12 protein-coding genes are annotated in these 14,472 nt (G+C 53.8%); 6 read left to right on the top strand and 6 right to left on the bottom strand.

Annotated elements, in window-relative coordinates:
• Nucleotides 1–101 precede the first annotated feature (101 nt).
• The 3 genes from JTP09_RS03585 to JTP09_RS03575 all read left to right on the top strand — a co-directional run bounded on the left by JTP09_RS03585 (nucleotide 102) and on the right by JTP09_RS03575 (nucleotide 3,636).
• Nucleotides 102–1,106, top strand: a complete 1,005-nt coding sequence (locus JTP09_RS03585; RefSeq protein WP_204877066.1) for a general stress protein — start codon at nucleotides 102–104, stop codon at nucleotides 1,104–1,106.
• 134 nt (nucleotides 1,107–1,240) lie between these two features.
• The gene (locus JTP09_RS03580) at nucleotides 1,241–2,698 is read left to right on the top strand and encodes an N-6 DNA methylase (RefSeq protein WP_204877065.1); all 1,458 of its coding nucleotides are present in this window, start codon (nucleotides 1,241–1,243) and stop codon (nucleotides 2,696–2,698) included.
• Nucleotides 2,698–3,636, top strand: a complete 939-nt coding sequence (locus JTP09_RS03575; protein ID WP_204877064.1) for a BsuBI/PstI family type II restriction endonuclease — start codon at nucleotides 2,698–2,700, stop codon at nucleotides 3,634–3,636. Before JTP09_RS03580 ends, JTP09_RS03575 begins: the two co-directional genes overlap by 1 nt.
• 81 nt (nucleotides 3,637–3,717) lie before the next feature.
• Here the strand turns inward: JTP09_RS03575 and JTP09_RS03570 are convergent, their stop codons facing one another.
• On the bottom strand, nucleotides 3,718–5,256 hold the full coding sequence (locus JTP09_RS03570; protein WP_204877063.1) for an aminopeptidase P family protein: 1,539 nt from the start codon (nucleotides 5,254–5,256) through the stop codon (nucleotides 3,718–3,720).
• A 79-nt stretch (nucleotides 5,257–5,335) separates the two neighbouring features.
• Here JTP09_RS03570 and JTP09_RS03565 point away from each other — a divergent pair, with 79 nt between their 5' ends.
• Entirely contained in the window at nucleotides 5,336–6,163 is an 828-nt protein-coding gene (locus JTP09_RS03565) for a PHP domain-containing protein (protein ID WP_204877062.1), read from the top strand.
• 13 nt (nucleotides 6,164–6,176) lie between these two features.
• On the opposite strand, the gene JTP09_RS03560 is transcribed toward JTP09_RS03565, so the two are convergent.
• From JTP09_RS03560 to JTP09_RS03540, 5 genes are all read right to left on the bottom strand, one after another.
• The gene (locus tag JTP09_RS03560; RefSeq protein ID WP_204877061.1) at nucleotides 6,177–7,199 is read right to left on the bottom strand and encodes a site-specific DNA-methyltransferase; all 1,023 of its coding nucleotides are present in this window, start codon (nucleotides 7,197–7,199) and stop codon (nucleotides 6,177–6,179) included.
• Nucleotides 7,200–7,208: 9 nt separating this feature from the next.
• On the bottom strand, nucleotides 7,209–8,792 hold the full coding sequence (locus tag JTP09_RS03555) for a DEAD/DEAH box helicase (protein WP_370592486.1): 1,584 nt from the start codon (nucleotides 8,790–8,792) through the stop codon (nucleotides 7,209–7,211).
• A 358-nt stretch (nucleotides 8,793–9,150) separates the two neighbouring features.
• Nucleotides 9,151–9,381 (bottom strand): DUF3107 domain-containing protein, encoded by a 231-nt coding sequence (locus JTP09_RS03550; RefSeq protein WP_204877059.1) that lies wholly within the window; start codon nucleotides 9,379–9,381, stop codon nucleotides 9,151–9,153.
• Nucleotides 9,382–9,528: 147 nt separating this feature from the next.
• The gene (locus tag JTP09_RS03545; protein ID WP_204877057.1) at nucleotides 9,529–10,272 is read right to left on the bottom strand and encodes a TetR/AcrR family transcriptional regulator; all 744 of its coding nucleotides are present in this window, start codon (nucleotides 10,270–10,272) and stop codon (nucleotides 9,529–9,531) included.
• 113 nt (nucleotides 10,273–10,385) lie between these two features.
• Nucleotides 10,386–11,678, bottom strand: a complete 1,293-nt coding sequence (locus tag JTP09_RS03540; protein ID WP_204877056.1) for a glutamyl-tRNA reductase — start codon at nucleotides 11,676–11,678, stop codon at nucleotides 10,386–10,388.
• A 138-nt stretch (nucleotides 11,679–11,816) separates the two neighbouring features.
• Here JTP09_RS03540 and hemE point away from each other — a divergent pair, with 138 nt between their 5' ends.
• The gene (hemE, locus tag JTP09_RS03535; RefSeq protein ID WP_204877055.1) at nucleotides 11,817–12,932 is read left to right on the top strand and encodes a uroporphyrinogen decarboxylase; all 1,116 of its coding nucleotides are present in this window, start codon (nucleotides 11,817–11,819) and stop codon (nucleotides 12,930–12,932) included.
• An 8-nt stretch (nucleotides 12,933–12,940) separates the two neighbouring features.
• Nucleotides 12,941–14,395 (top strand): protoporphyrinogen oxidase, encoded by a 1,455-nt coding sequence (gene hemG, locus JTP09_RS03530; protein WP_204877054.1) that lies wholly within the window; start codon nucleotides 12,941–12,943, stop codon nucleotides 14,393–14,395.
• Nucleotides 14,396–14,472 lie beyond the last annotated feature (77 nt).

Below are 14,472 nucleotides of genomic sequence, written 5' to 3'. Positions count from 1 at the left end.
TGCACTATATGACGTTTTTTCTTCAGCTTTTCGTTTCACCAGTGGCGATAAGTGGTTACTTGAGACGACAGGGGGCGGTGGGGTACGAAAAAATAGAACGCATGGACGATACTCAACCTCGCGCTAAAGCATCTGCTGCCCTCACTTCTATTCCCGATGGTCATAAACTGACCAGCCACCGATCACGCGATGAGCTCAACACTGCCGTTGCGCGTCTGACCGACGGGGGTGTTCCTGCTCAGGCTCTCTTCATTGTGGGCAACAATATTCGCCAGGTCGAAGTTATCGCCGGAAAGATTACCTACGCCAAAGCCGCACTGAGCGGGGCAATTTCGGGTGCCACTTTCGGCGCACTGATTTCTGTGGTGATGGCTCTCGTGACGAATACGTCTATTCTCGCTAACGCTTTGACTGCTGTTCCTCTGGGCATCGCTTTTTGGATGCTGACAGGTGTGCTTTCGGTGGCTCGAATGAAAAATAAGGACGCCTTTGCCACCCGCGCCACTACTGTTGCGGAGTCCTACGATTTGATGGTGGTTCCCCAGTACTCACAGCAGGCACGTCAGATTTTGGGTGTTCGGGGGTTCGGCGCTACCCCGACCGGCTTTGTGCCACCGGTTGGTACACCTCAGCACTCGCATCCTCACCCGCAGCAGGGGCAACAGTCTACGCCCCCGCCGTACCCACAGTGGCAGCAGCCGGTGCCTCCCCAGCAGCCTCCTGCAGCCCCTTTTGAGCCCGGTCAGTATAGACAGCCTGAGCAGAACCCCCAAGTGCCGGTGAACCCTGGGCAGTCTCAAGAACGCGGTTCGGTAGCAGCGCCTGCTGCGCAGCCAGAGCAGACTACTCAACCCAATGCCGGTGAGCCAGCACCTTTCGCTCCACCGACCGCCACAAACGGCGAATCAAAGTACGGGTTGCGTATCACCGACCCCGCAGAATACGAGGCGATGGTGCGTAATGCGCCCGAAAAGCCCGAAACCAACCCCGTCGTTGAAGCGGTACGTAACGAGCCACCGGTACAAAAATACGGTAAGCGCATCACCGACCCCGCCGAGTACGAGGCAACCATCCGCAAACCCGATGAAGACAACCAGCAGCGCTAAACCCGACAGCTGAAAATAGCGTAAGTCCGCGCGTCCTTACCCCTCAATAGGGGCAGGGACGCGCGGACTTGCGCTTTCTTTCGCGCTGCTGATGGAGAGCTCTTCGCTAGTATTTTCGAGTTACTCTAGTAACTATGGATTTGTTAGAAGCAGCTCAGAACCGGCGAGAATCTGCCCTCGGAAGCCTAAATGCAACTCGCCAAAGTGAGTTAGGCCAGTTCTTTACCCCCATCGCGGTTGCCAAGACTATCGCCGAGCAAATCCAATTAGACGCTTTTGCCGATAACCATGAAGTGATCAAGATTCTAGATCCCGGAGCGGGGTCGGGAGTGCTGATGACAGCTCTAACTCAGAGAATTTTCAAAGAAATCCCCAATGCTGAAATCTGGGTCACAGCCATTGAGAAAGACACAGAGCTACTGCCAGTACTAGAAGATGCAGCTCATGAGTTACGCGCAATCGGGGTTAAAACTACCGTTGTATCAGCTGATTTTATAGAGTGGGCGCTGGAGCAAAAAAGTAACGCTTTCGACCTGATAGTCCAGAACCCGCCCTATAAAAAGCTTCATTCAAAATCTTTTCACGATACTTTGCTTACTGATGCAGGTATCAAAGTTCCTAACCTCTATGCCGCATTCGTGAGGCTATCGCTAGACCTCTTGAATCCAGGTGGTCAGGTCGTTGCTATTACCCCTCGATCATGGACCAACGGAACGTACTATAAACAGTTTCGAAAAGACCTTAGAGATGGGTTTAGTCTGGAGCACCTCTACCTTTTTGACTCTCGCAGCGAAGTGTTTGGCGACATGGGAGTTCTCCAAGAATCAATGATTACAGTCATAGCGGGGCACCAGCAATCCCAAAATATTAAGGTGTCAATTGCTAAGAGTTCCTCAGGCTCCGCAGAAACTGTGGAATACCCAGTAGCTGCGATTATAGATAATGATTTTATTTTTATACCATCTGGCGCCGCCTCAAGTGATACGGCGCAGTGGATGAAACAAGCCACCCATACGCTCAAAGATTTAGGTGTATCTGTATCAACAGGCAAAGTAGTGGGGTTTAGACTTAAAGAATATCTGTTAGACTCGCCTACTCTTTTTTCTGTGCCTTTATTATATCCTGCAAACATAGTGAATAACGAAGTTATTCATCCCCGAGCAACTGTGAAAAAATCACAGTGGTTTGATGCTCCCGTAGACGTTCAGGAAAAAAACACGCTTGATTCCGGAACCTATGTTCTTGTGAAGAGATTCTCAGCTAAGGAAGAGAAAAAACGTATTGTCTCAGCTGTTCTGGACGTCTCAGCGCCGACGGCACTGGACAATAAATTAAACTACCTGCACGCAGATGGGCAAGGGATCAATGGGCAGCTTGCATTAGGAATCCATAAATGGCTTTCAAGTTCAAGAGTAGATCAGTACTTCAGAATTTTCAGTGGTCATACTCAGGTGAACGCCGGTGACTTGAGATCTTTACCTTTTCCCTCAAAGAGCCAGCTGCTGCGGTTAGCAGATGCTGAAGATTCATTAGTAGATAGCGCTGTCGAAGACCTATTTTCCTATTCAGATCAATCCAAGAAAGCAGCATAATGGCAACCTTAGAAGAGGCACAGGTTATCCTCGGAGCATTCGGTTTTGACGCCAAGAGAACGAACGCTACTGCCGCACGCACTTTCTTGTCGTTAGTCCAGCTCAAACCCCAACAGCACTGGTCAGAAGCAACGTCCTATAGGCTTGGTGTGAGGGCTCTTTTGGACTGGATGCGTGAAGAACTTGATCATCCCATCGCAGAAAACTCCAGGGAGACTATTCGACGATTCGTATTACATCAGTTTGTTGAAGTTGGCTTTGTCATTCATAATGAAGATGATCCAGCTAGACCTACTAATTCTTCAAAGAATAACTACAAGATTAATGACCGGGCGCTGTGCGTCATCCAAAAATTTGGAACAGATGAATTTCTCCCTTTACTTGATAAGTATTTATTAGATATCCCATCACTTCTAAGCCGCCAACGTGAAGAACGAAAAAATCTTGAAAGAATACCGGTTGCACTTCCCACGGGAACTGACGTGTTCATTAAGTCCGGCGGTCAGAATGCTCTCATCAAACAAATTATCGAAGATTTTTGCCCAACCTTTGCTCCTGGAGGTGAAGTCATAACTATTGGGGATGCTAAATCAAAATCTGTTGCGACCAACCAGCATGCTTTAGAGCAGTTAGGGATTACTTACAATCTTCATGGTAAATTCCCTGATGTAGTGGTCTATCTTCGCGAAAAGAACTGGCTTTACCTTATAGAAGCTGCCTCCACCCACGGTCCTGTTGATTTCAGTCGCAAAGCTGAACTTCAAGGAATATTTGGGCACAGTTCTGCTGGGCTAGTCTTTGTATCATGTTTTCCCAACCGTGCAGTCATGCGTAGGTTCATTGCTGATATAGCTTGGGATACCGAGATTTGGATTGCTGATGAACCGACGCACATGATTCATCTCAACGGCGATAGGTTCATGGGACCAAGACCATAACGTAGAGTACAAGCCTGCGCGTCCCTACCCTTCTTGAGGGGTAAGGACGCGCGGGCTTGCGCTTAACCGCGGGGCGTACGGTTAGTTGGTTTTGAGGATGTCAGCCATCCACTGCTCGATTCCTTCGATATCGCGGGGCAGAGCAGCAGAGAGGTTTTCATTACCGTCTTCGGTAATCAGCACGTCATCTTCAATGCGCACGCCGATGCCACGGTACTCTTCAGGGATTGCCAAGTCCTCTTCTTTGAAGTAAAGACCCGGCTCGATGGTGAAAACCATACCCGGCTCAATAACGCCCTCAATGTACAGCTCACGCTTCGCTTGGGCGCAGTCATGAACGTCAAGACCGAGGTGGTGGCTGGTGCCGTGCGGCATCCATCGGCGATGCTGACCGCCGACTTCAGACAGTGAAACCTCAGCCGACACCGGCAGCAGACCCCACTCTTCCAAACGGTTCGCGAGAACCTTCATCGCAGCCGCGTGAACGTCCTTAAACTTGTTACCGGGCACAGCCACCTGAAAAGCAGCGTCAGCGGCATCAAGCACCGCCTGGTAAACCTTCGCCTGGATCTCAGTGAACTTGCCGTCCACCGGCAGGGTGCGGGTGATATCAGCAGTGTAGAGGGTATCATCCTCAACACCGGCATCCACCAGAATCAGCTTGCCCTCATCGACAGTGCCGTTATTACGAATCCAGTGCAAAACCGTTGCATTATTACCGCAGGCAGCAATGGTGTCATAGCCCAAATCGTTACCCTCAGCGCGAGCCTGGGCAAAGAAAGCGCCCTCTACTAGACGTTCGCCGCGGCGGTGCCCGGTGGCAGTAGGTATCGTCTTGACGATATTTTCAAAACCGGCAATCGTCGCGTTCACCGAACGACGCATATTCTCAACCTCAACGGCGTCCTTGATCAGACGAATCTCGCTCAGCGCCTCGGTGAGCTGGGCGTCTAACTGATCAGACTGCTCCAAATCAACGCCGGTGTTATACCGCGAGGTATCGACCAAAGCATCCATATTCATATCAACATCGCGCACCAAACGAATACGGATACCACCGAGAGCCTGATTGCCAGCGTTCTTAGTAACAGCTACTTCAATCTCGGCAAGATCAGCGGTATTGATACCGTACTGTGTCTGAACCTCAGCCAGGGTGGGGCGAGCGCCAATCCAAAACTCACCGTAGCGGGGGTCAGCGTAGAACTTTTCGCTATCGCGACCTGCCAACGGGGTGAAGTAGAGGGTCGCCTCGTGCGCTGAACCGTTATCGCCGGTGCCTTCATCGACGGGCTCCATCACTAGCACGGCATCAGGCTCATGGTCGGTGCCCAAACCGGTCAGGTGGGCGAATGCTGAGTGCGGGCGAAAACGGTAGTCAGTATCGTTGGAACGCACTTTGAGTGGCCCGGCAGGAATCACCAAGCGTTCACCGACAAAACGCGCTGAGAGCTTGGCGCGGCGGGCGGCGGCGTAGTCAGCGACCTCATCGCGGGCGGGCATATCGCCGGAAGGCTCTGCCCACTTGGACGCCATGAAATCTTTGAACGCCTGTGATGTGGGTGGCTGAGAGCGGTTCTTCACACGCTCTTCAATGTTTTGGTCAGTTGAATTTTCAGTCATGTTTCTTACTCTACCGTGATTGATTATTTTTTCTACCGTTAGATCACAGCTGTGAGGACCAGCCGCTAAACTAAGAGTCATGGCATACGACCTTCACACTCACTCAGCACTCTCAGACGGTACTCAGACCGTAGACGAACTCGTCGGTGAAATCGCAGGTACCGGGCTAACTGGTTTCGCACTCACCGACCACGATACATGCGTGGGGTGGACGCGAGCTGCTGAGCTTGCTGATGTGTACGGTTTAGATTTTATGCCGGGCATGGAGGTTTCGTGTGCTACCTCCGGGCTGAGTGTTCATCTGCTCTCCTATTACCATGACCCTGAAAACACTGACCTTTTTGCGGAGATCAATCTGGCGCGAGACTCGCGCATCACCCGAGCACAGAAAATGGTGGATCTCATTGCCGTCGATTACCCGGTGACCTGGGATCTTGTGCAGGAGCACGTGGGCGAGGAGGCTACCGTGGGGCGTCCGCATATTGCTGATGCTTTGGTGACCGCAGGATGTGTCTCAACCCGTTCAGAAGCGTTTGCCACTATTTTGACCCCGGCTTCACCCTACTACGTCTCGCACTACGCTGTTGATCCCGTCAAAGCGGTGAAACTGGTGCGTGCAGCCGGGGGAGTGCCGGTGATGGCGCATCCGTTTGCGCGCTCGCGCGGACGTGTGGCATCGGTAGAACTGCTCGAACAGATGATTGATGCCGGCTTGTGCGGGCTGGAAATTAACCATCGCGATAATGCAGAAGATGACAGAGCCGTACTGCGCGTGCTTGCTCAAAAGCATAACCTGATTGTTACCGGGGCATCTGACTATCACGGGGCAGGCAAACCCAACCGTCTGGGGGAAAACACCACCACCGGGCAGATGGTGGAGCGCATCCGCGAACGCGCCGGGCTGTGACCTCCTGCGGGGTTTACACGTCGGGCTTTTCACCTTTCGCTGCCTTACGCTCAGCACGCGCTAACCGTTTGGCTTCTAAAACAGCGGCTTCAGCTTTGATTCTTTGCTCAATAGCACGCGCCGAGCGGTGCTTGGTGAAAACTGCCGTCACCGCGTTTGCAGCCTGCTCTTGGACCAGAAGACTAGCCTTGCGAGGTCCTACGGTCCCCAGACGTTTCTTCATAATCCTGATAGCCGGTGGGTTCTGATCGATACATACAAAACGCCTACCCATTTCAGCCGCAGCTGCACCCGTAGTACCTGAACCGGCGAAGAAATCCAGCACCCAATCACCCTCGCGAGTAGATGCTGCAATCATGCGACGCAGAAGACCCAACGGCTTTTGCGTAGGGTAACCGGTTTTCTCTTTACCGGTGGGCGAGACAATCGTATGCCACCACACATCGGTGGGTAGCTTGCCGCGCGCCGCCTTCTCAGCGGTCACCAACCCCGGTGCCATATAGGGCTCGCGATCGACCTCTTCAGTATTGAAGTAGTATGCCTTAGGGTTCTTTGCGTAAACCAAGATATTGTCGTGCTTGGTCGGCCAACGACGAGACGATTTGGCACCAAAATCGTAGGCCCAAATCAGCTCGTTAATGAACGATTCCCTACCGAAAATCATGTCGCACATAACCTTGGCATAGTGAACCTCACGCCAATCAAGGTGCAAGTACAGGGTACCATCGTCAGCCAACAGCCTGTGAGCCTCTGTGATGCGAGGCTCCAAAAAACCCCAGTAATCCTCAAAACTATCCGAATAACTTGCCAGCTGAGCCAGTACCGAAGAATACGACTTGCCAGCAAACCCCACCCGGTCACCTCTACCCTCCTCAACAGGGGTAGTGGCGAGAGTCTTACGGGTCTGAACCCGCCCTGTGTTAAAAGGCGGGTCAATATAAATCATGGTGAATACCCCATCGGGCAGTTCACGCAGATACGAAAGATTATCTGCCTGAACCACCAACGAATGGCCGTCGGCGTCAAAACGGGTCAACGAACAGTCCTACTCAGTTTCAGCTGATGGGTTACGGCGGCGGCGACGGCGGCGGGTGCCATCCTCACGCTTTTCTACTGTCTTGCTACGCTGCTCGGTTCCCTCTGCACGGGTACGGCGACGAGTAGGACGCTCTGAATGCTTCTCGCCAGCATCTTCCGAAGAGACCTTACCCTCAGAACGCTTATTCGCCGAACGGGTGCCTTCTGAACGACGATCATCAGAACGCTGACGGCGATTACCGCCACGACCGCGTCCCTGGTCTGAGCCACCGCGTCCTTCACCGCGACCGCCACCGCCACCGCGAGAATCACGCGAGTCGATGTCCTGACGCTGTGAACCAATGCCCTCAAGAGTCTGCTCATCTTTCGGTAACCTACCTTTAGATCCGGCAGGAATACCCAGATCAGTGAAGAGGTGGGGAGACGAAGAGTAGGTTTCTACCGGTTCAGGAACGTTGAGTTCCAGTGCCTGGTTGATGAACTTCCAGCGCGGTACGTCTTCCCAGTCCACGAAAGTCACAGCGGTACCTTCGTTAGATGCACGACCGGTACGACCTGTGCGGTGGGTATAGGCTTTTTCATCCTCGGGCATCTGATAGTTGATCACGTGCGTAACGTCGTCAACGTCTATACCGCGGGCAGCCACATCGGTAGCCACCAAAATATCAATCTTAGAATCGCGGAAAGCCTGGAGCGCCTTCTCTCGCGCGCCCTGGTTGAGATCTCCGTGCAGGGCAGCGGCGGCGAAACCGCGTGAGATTAGTTCTTCAGAGAGTTTAGCAGCGCTGCGTTTGGTGCGGGTGAAGATAATGGTGCGACCGCGGCCTTCAGCACGCAGAATACGCCCCACCATCTCGTCTTTATCCAGCGGATGCGCGCGGTAAATGACCTGGCGAATAGAGGCTTTGGTCTTTGAATCATCGCCGGGAGCTTCTGCACGGATGTGCATAGGCTTGGTCATGTAGCGGCGTGCCATGGTCAGCACCGGTCCGGGCATAGTAGCCGAGAAGAGCATGCTCTGACGCACCTCGGGCAGAGCTGCCAAAAGACGCTCGACATCGGGCAAGAAGCCCAAATCGAGCATTTCGTCAGCCTCATCAAGAACCACCATCTTCACCTGTGAAAGGTCAAGGTACTTCTGACGGTGCAGGTCAATCAGGCGACCGGGCGTGCCCACGACAATCTCCACGCCCTTTTCAAGAGCCTTCACCTGAGCATCGTAGGGGGAGCCACCGTAGAGAGTCTCAATGCGAGCGTTGCGCTGGGCAGCAGCCGCGCTCAAATCTGACCCCACCTGAACAGCCAGCTCACGAGTGGGAACAATAATAAGAGCCTGGGGTGCGCCGGGAACCTTGAGTGAATCCCAACCGGCATCCTCGCGTCCTACCACGCGCTGAATAGCGGGCAAACCAAAGCCCAGAGTTTTACCCGTACCAGTTTTCGCCTGACCAATAATGTCGTGACCTTCAAGCGCTACCGGCAGGGTGAGCGCCTGAATGGGGAAGGGCTGGGCGATGCCCTTAGCCGCTAAGGCAGCGGCGATGTCCTCGCGAACACCGTAATCAACGAATGTCTTATCTTCTTCGTTCACGTCTCGAAATTCCTTATAAAGTCCTGTGTCACCGTCGCGGTAAACACCAATGAAAATTGAGGGAAGCCGATCGTGAATATGCGCGCTACGCTCTCGCCGCGCTTTTGGGGCTTATAGAGCGTATCTAAAGTCTATGTATTGTGTTTTACTCACCAACGACCGGGCAACCGCATAGACTCCACTAAGTCTATACGCTTGAGCGCTATTTGTGGGAATGAGCGAGCACACACCTGTATTTCATGCGTTCTCAGCGTGAACGCATACCGGCATAAAATAACCGGTGACACCGTGGACCCTTGGGAGAGTCAGGTGCCACCGGCTGCAAAACTTCTGCCGAAGCTCTCATTGTTAGAGGCGTTTATGCCTCGCTGAAACCAAAACCAATGCGACGCTTGGTTTCAGCACCGATTTCAACGTAGCCCAGCTGAGCGCCGGGAACCAAGATAATGGTGCCCTTTGAATCGGTCAGTTCAAGCACCGAACCGTTTGCGAGAGATTCAGCAACCTTAGCCTTAACAGCGTCTGCTGATTCGTCGGTGTCAACAACAATTTCACGCTGAACGTTCTGCACGCCAATTTTGATATCCATATTTTACCCCTAAACGTGTGCGCCACACTTTGGTGGCAGGTGAAGACGTCTTGCGTCCAAGTCTACAAGCTACCGGTGTACCTGCCGGTGCAACATCTCTGTGAGAGAACATCCGCAAGAAACCAAGACTCGATGCGACAGCGCACTTTAGAGCCAGTCCTCGTCCAGAATTGAAACACCACCCCAGGCGAGCTTGAAGACGAGCTTACCCACCTGGTCGAGGTCTGTGGGGCTCATACCCGAGTGCAGGGCGTGCTGGGTGGCGCTCAGCGCCATGCCAGAGAGAGTGCGCGAAAGTAAGACTGCCTGCTGGCTATCAAGACCGGCGTTGGGCCCTAAAATGCCAGCAATATGCTCCGCCATAGTGCGGTGCAAACCCTCAACTTTATCTTGTACCATCAAATCGCCGTGAACATCAGATTCAAAGATGAGGCGGTACCCCTGGGGGTTGGCGCGGGTGAATTTGAAGAACGCCATGAGGACGCCCTCCACACGATCACGGTTAACCTCGGTCTCATAGAGGGGTGCCGAAACAGCCGCAACGAACTGGGCGATCTGATCGTCCAACAATGCTAGATACAGATCCTGTTTACCGTTGAAGTGCTGGTACAACACGGGCTTTGAAACCTGAGCCTCTTCGGCAATATGTTCCATCGTGGTGACATGATAGCCCTGGGCCGAAAATACTCGAAGTGAGCAGTCAATGAGCTGACGGCGGCGGGTATCACGCGGCAACCGTACTGTAGACTTACGGCTCCTTGTGGATTTCTTTTTCGCTGATTTTATTGGTTTGCGAGGAACCTGGATCTCAAGGGTTCCGCTAGTCTCATCACGCGAATCTTCTTCTATGCTCGTTGCCTTAGGTGACGCTGATTCATCAACAATTGTCATGCTTCATCTTCGGTTTAGGTGCTGGCGCACAATGAACGATAACTCGGGGTAAGGGGACTATAACGAATCTTCTCACCGCACTCTTTACTCTGAGGAGGTGGTGCGAAGAAGGCTTAGGATACCTTGTAGTCTCTCTCAGCCGGGGTAACTGATGATTCAACTTCGATGCCGTATAAAGCCTCTAATCCGGCAATGTACTCATCGGCGCGTCCTTCTTTTGCTAGCTCTTTTGCGCGAACGGTGGGGGAGTGAAGTAAAGACTTCACCATTCGACGCATAGCAAATTCTAGGTGTTCGGAGGCTCCTGAGCAGCCGAACTGGGTGCGTACTTTTTCAAGTTCGGTATCAAGAATACTCAGGGTGTGTGAGCGAAGGGCAACAATTGCGGCATCAATGTCGCGTGCCTTTTCTTTTTGAGTGAACTCAGAACTTGCCGCCGCGACAATGGAGCGTGCCATCTCAACGGATTCAGCTGTTTCTTCTGGGGCTGCTAAACGCACCGATTCTAAGGTGATAAGCTCAACGCCTTCAAGCTCTGCAATAGACGGGTCAAAGTCTCGGGTGAGTGCCAAGTCAAGAACTACGCGCTTGCCTGCAGGAATCTGATGAGCGGTAATGGGAGCTGAACCGCCAGAACAACCAATAATAACGTCCGCCTCAGCCATTGCCTCTTCGAGCGCACCATCTGCAACCGGTATACCGCCGCGCTTAGCTGCAAACTCTTCGGCTCGGTGGGAGCGAGAAAAAACGAGGACGCGTGTACACCCGCGATCAGCTAGCGCTGCCATCGTTGCCCCCGCGTATGCGCCGGTGCCAAAAACAAGCGCTGTGCGGTCTTCCCACGTTTTTTCAGCAACGTCGTCCGCTAAATCAAGAGCAACGGAAACGATTGAGCGCCCCCGCGAGCCCAGAGCAGTTTGCTGACCGACCTGCCGGGCAGTCTGAGTGCCCTGGTTAAAGAGGCGCACCAGGTTACCGGTGGCGTGACCGTCCTCTTGAGCTGTAGCAATGGCGCGACGCACCTGACCGGTAATTTCGCGTTCACCAACCACCGCAGATTCTAGACCGGATGCCACGGTGAAAAGATGGTGGGCAGCATCATGATCAACGTAAGTTTCAAAACTGTCGAGGGCAACCTGGGTATCAATGCCAGAGAGCTGAGCCAGCTGGCTAATAATGACGCGCTTATTCTCTTCAACCTGCTGTGCCCGGTGGCTCTCAGCCGGTGCCGCCTGTGAGCTGGTCTCAACATAGAGCTCTAACCGGTTGCAGGTAGAGAGAATAACAGACCCCTCAAAACCCTCTTCTTTGAGGTTTTTGGGTAAATCAATAGCCCCGGTGCTGAGTTTGGCAACGGTTTCCAGATCAACTGTTTTATGTGATGCAACGAGGGTAAAGATGGTCATAGAAAGTATCTTGTAAGAATTCTTTGAACTTATCCACAGTACCAAAGATTAACCCTGAGCTAACACTGACGTCGAAAGCTGGGCAATAATGACACTCTGTCTGCAAAATGCAGCTGTTAACTTGGCACAATAGAATGTATGGCTAATACTTTGCGTCAACGTGCCCTGCTCACAGATCAGCAGCTAGAACTTTTGCCCGCGTCCCACCCGCTGAAAACTGCCGGAACCGGCGAATCAGCAATGCTTCGTACCCTGACCGGGCGCGAAGCTGAGCACACCCCGGTGTGGTTTATGCGCCAAGCAGGACGTTCGTTGCCAGAATACCGCAAGGTACGTGAAGGCATTGCCATGCTTGATTCTTGCCTCACCCCTGATCTTGCCGCTGAGATTACAGTGCAGCCGGTACGCCGCCACAAGGTGGACGCCGGTATTTTCTTCTCTGACATCGTGATTCCGATGAAGCTCGCCGGCGTCAATGTTGACATTGTTCCCGGTCGAGGTCCCGTTCTGGAATCACCCATCAACTCCCTAAGCGATATTGATAACCTGCCCGAGCTTGAAGAATCAGCCCTTGACGTTATTCGTGAGGCAGTCGCCAACACCATCGAGCAGCTGGGCTCAACCCCGTTGATTGGTTTTGCGGGTGCTCCCTTCACCGTTGCCGCTTACATGGTGGAGGGCGGTCCCTCACGCGATCACCTCAAGCCCCGCACCATGATGCACGCTGAACCTGAAGCTTGGCAGAAACTCGCCGCTTGGGCAGCGCGTACCTCCGGTCAGTTCTTGAAAGCTCAGATTGAAGCTGGCGCATCAGCTGTGCAGCTCTTTGACTCGTGGGCTGGTTCTTTGGGTGAAGCCGACTACCGTCGTTTTGTTCAAGAACACTCAGCCACCGCTTTGTCGATGGTCGAAGACTACGGCGTGCCCCGCATCCACTTTGGCACCGGTACCGCAGAACTTTTGCCAGCCATGCTCGAAGCCGGTGCCGACGTTATGGGCGTTGATTACCGTCTGCCCCTGAACGAAGCTGATCGCCGTTTGGGCGGCGGTATTGTACTGCAAGGCAACATCGACCCGGCGCTGCTCGCATCAGGCAGCAAGGCGCTTTATGCTCACACAGATGAGGTTCTTGAAGCAGGACGCGCCGCCCCCGCCCACGTTGCTAACCTCGGTCACGGTGTACCTCCCACCACCGACCCCCAGGTTTTGACCGATCTTGTAGATTACATTCACTCATCAACCCGAAAGAGCTGATCAAGAACATGCCACAGTCCCCAGAGCACACAGCCATTGTCTTGGGCGGCGGCGTTTCAGGTTTGCTGGCGGCGCGCGTCCTTGCTCAGGACGGTTTCAAAGTCACTGTCGTTGAAAAGAACCAGCACCTCGGTGGGGCAGTTGCTTCCCACGAACTGGCGCAACTGGTTCTTGACTCTGGAGCTGAATCGTTCGCTACCCGCAGCCCCATTGTCTCTAACCTTTTAGAAGATTTGGGGCTTAAAGACAAGATTGTGTTGCCAAATTCTGGTGGCTCATGGCTCTATTTGCCCGGTGGTGCTTACCCTGCACCCAGCACCGGTTTCATGGGTATCCCAGGATCTTTTGAAGACCCGGCAGTGCAGCAGGTTCTTAACTTCGCTGGTATTCAACGTGCCAAGCTCGATAAGCTACTGCCTGCGAGCGTGGGTGCCCACGCTAAAACCTTGGGCGAACTGGTGCGCGTTCGAATGGGTAGCCAGGTGCTTAACAACCTGGTCGCACCTGTGGTGACCGGTGTTCACACCATGCACCCCGATGTCTTAGACCTTGACACTGTAGCTCCCGGTCTGCGCCAGGGGCTACGCACCCACGGTTCACTGGCGGCAGCGGCTGCCGCTATCCGCTGCGCGGCTCCGGCAGGTTCTGCCGTAGCAGGCATTGAAGGTGGCATGAACCAGCTTTCCGAAGCGCTGGTTGCTGATTTGCAGCGCATGCGGGTACGCATGGTCACCGGCTTTGACGTTATCGCTGTTGATCGCGACCCGGCATCGGGCGACTGGACCTTGATTCAGCGTCGTTCTGATACATCAGAACGCACGGTGGCGCTCTCAGCAACCAACCTTGTGGTTGCCACTGATGCTCCTACCGCTACCCGCATCCTTGGCTCTCACTTGCCAGCATCCGCTGTACCCTCCGTCAAATCCGGCCCCGAGGTGGCACTGGTTTCCTTAGTGGTAGACCAGCCCTCCCTCGATGCTGCACCGCGCGGCACCGGTCTGCTGGTCTCAGACCAGGTGACCACCGTTCGTGCCAAGGCACTCACCCACGCCAGCGCTAAATGGCAGTGGATTGCCGACCGCGCCGGGGCTGGCAGGCACATCGTCCGTCTTTCGTACGGTCGCACCGGTGACACCTCTCAGCCTATTCGCGAGGTTGATCTCACCGATGACCAGCTGGTGACCTTAGGTCTGCGCGATGCCGCCAAACTCTTGGGCGTGAGTCTCACCCCCCAACAGCTTGTTGCCGCAGATGTGGTGCGCTGGCAGGGCGCAATCCCCGCCCCACGCGCAGGTCACCAAGAAAAAACCGAAAAATTTAGGGACGCGCTGGGGCAGCTTGAGGGTGTCACAGCAGTCGGTGCCTGGCTGGCAGGTACCGGTCTAGTAGCGGTGACTAAAGACACCTACGCAACTATAGCCGAGTTCTCCGCCAACGTTCGGCAGAACATGGCATGCAACTAGCAAACCTCACTCCATCATCAACACCCGCAAAACCTCTGGAAGGACCCCCCATGGCACACCACGGTAAGCCCGAAGAG

Source organism: Rothia sp. ZJ1223 (assembly GCF_016900985.1).
Classification (GTDB): domain Bacteria; phylum Actinomycetota; class Actinomycetes; order Actinomycetales; family Micrococcaceae; genus Rothia.
The sequence above is the reverse complement of the archived record's forward strand: the minus strand, read 5'-3'. Positions and strand labels throughout refer to the sequence as shown.

Excerpts from the sequence above, each read along its gene's own strand:
- JTP09_RS03575 (WP_204877064.1), top strand. The coding sequence starts at position 2,698 with ATGGCAACCTTAGAAGAGGCACAGGTTATCCTCGGAGCATTCGGTTTT.
- JTP09_RS03585 (WP_204877066.1), top strand. The coding sequence starts at position 102 with ATGGACGATACTCAACCTCGCGCTAAAGCATCTGCTGCCCTCACTTCT.
- JTP09_RS03565 (WP_204877062.1), top strand. The coding sequence starts at position 5,336 with ATGGCATACGACCTTCACACTCACTCAGCACTCTCAGACGGTACTCAG.
- JTP09_RS03545 (WP_204877057.1), bottom strand. The coding sequence starts at position 10,272 with ATGACAATTGTTGATGAATCAGCGTCACCTAAGGCAACGAGCATAGAA.
- JTP09_RS03550 (WP_204877059.1), bottom strand. The coding sequence starts at position 9,381 with ATGGATATCAAAATTGGCGTGCAGAACGTTCAGCGTGAAATTGTTGTT.
- JTP09_RS03580 (WP_204877065.1), top strand. The coding sequence starts at position 1,241 with ATGGATTTGTTAGAAGCAGCTCAGAACCGGCGAGAATCTGCCCTCGGA.
- hemG (WP_204877054.1), top strand. The coding sequence starts at position 12,941 with ATGCCACAGTCCCCAGAGCACACAGCCATTGTCTTGGGCGGCGGCGTT.
- JTP09_RS03570 (WP_204877063.1), bottom strand. The coding sequence starts at position 5,256 with ATGACTGAAAATTCAACTGACCAAAACATTGAAGAGCGTGTGAAGAAC.
- hemE (WP_204877055.1), top strand. The coding sequence starts at position 11,817 with ATGGCTAATACTTTGCGTCAACGTGCCCTGCTCACAGATCAGCAGCTA.
- JTP09_RS03540 (WP_204877056.1), bottom strand. The coding sequence starts at position 11,678 with ATGACCATCTTTACCCTCGTTGCATCACATAAAACAGTTGATCTGGAA.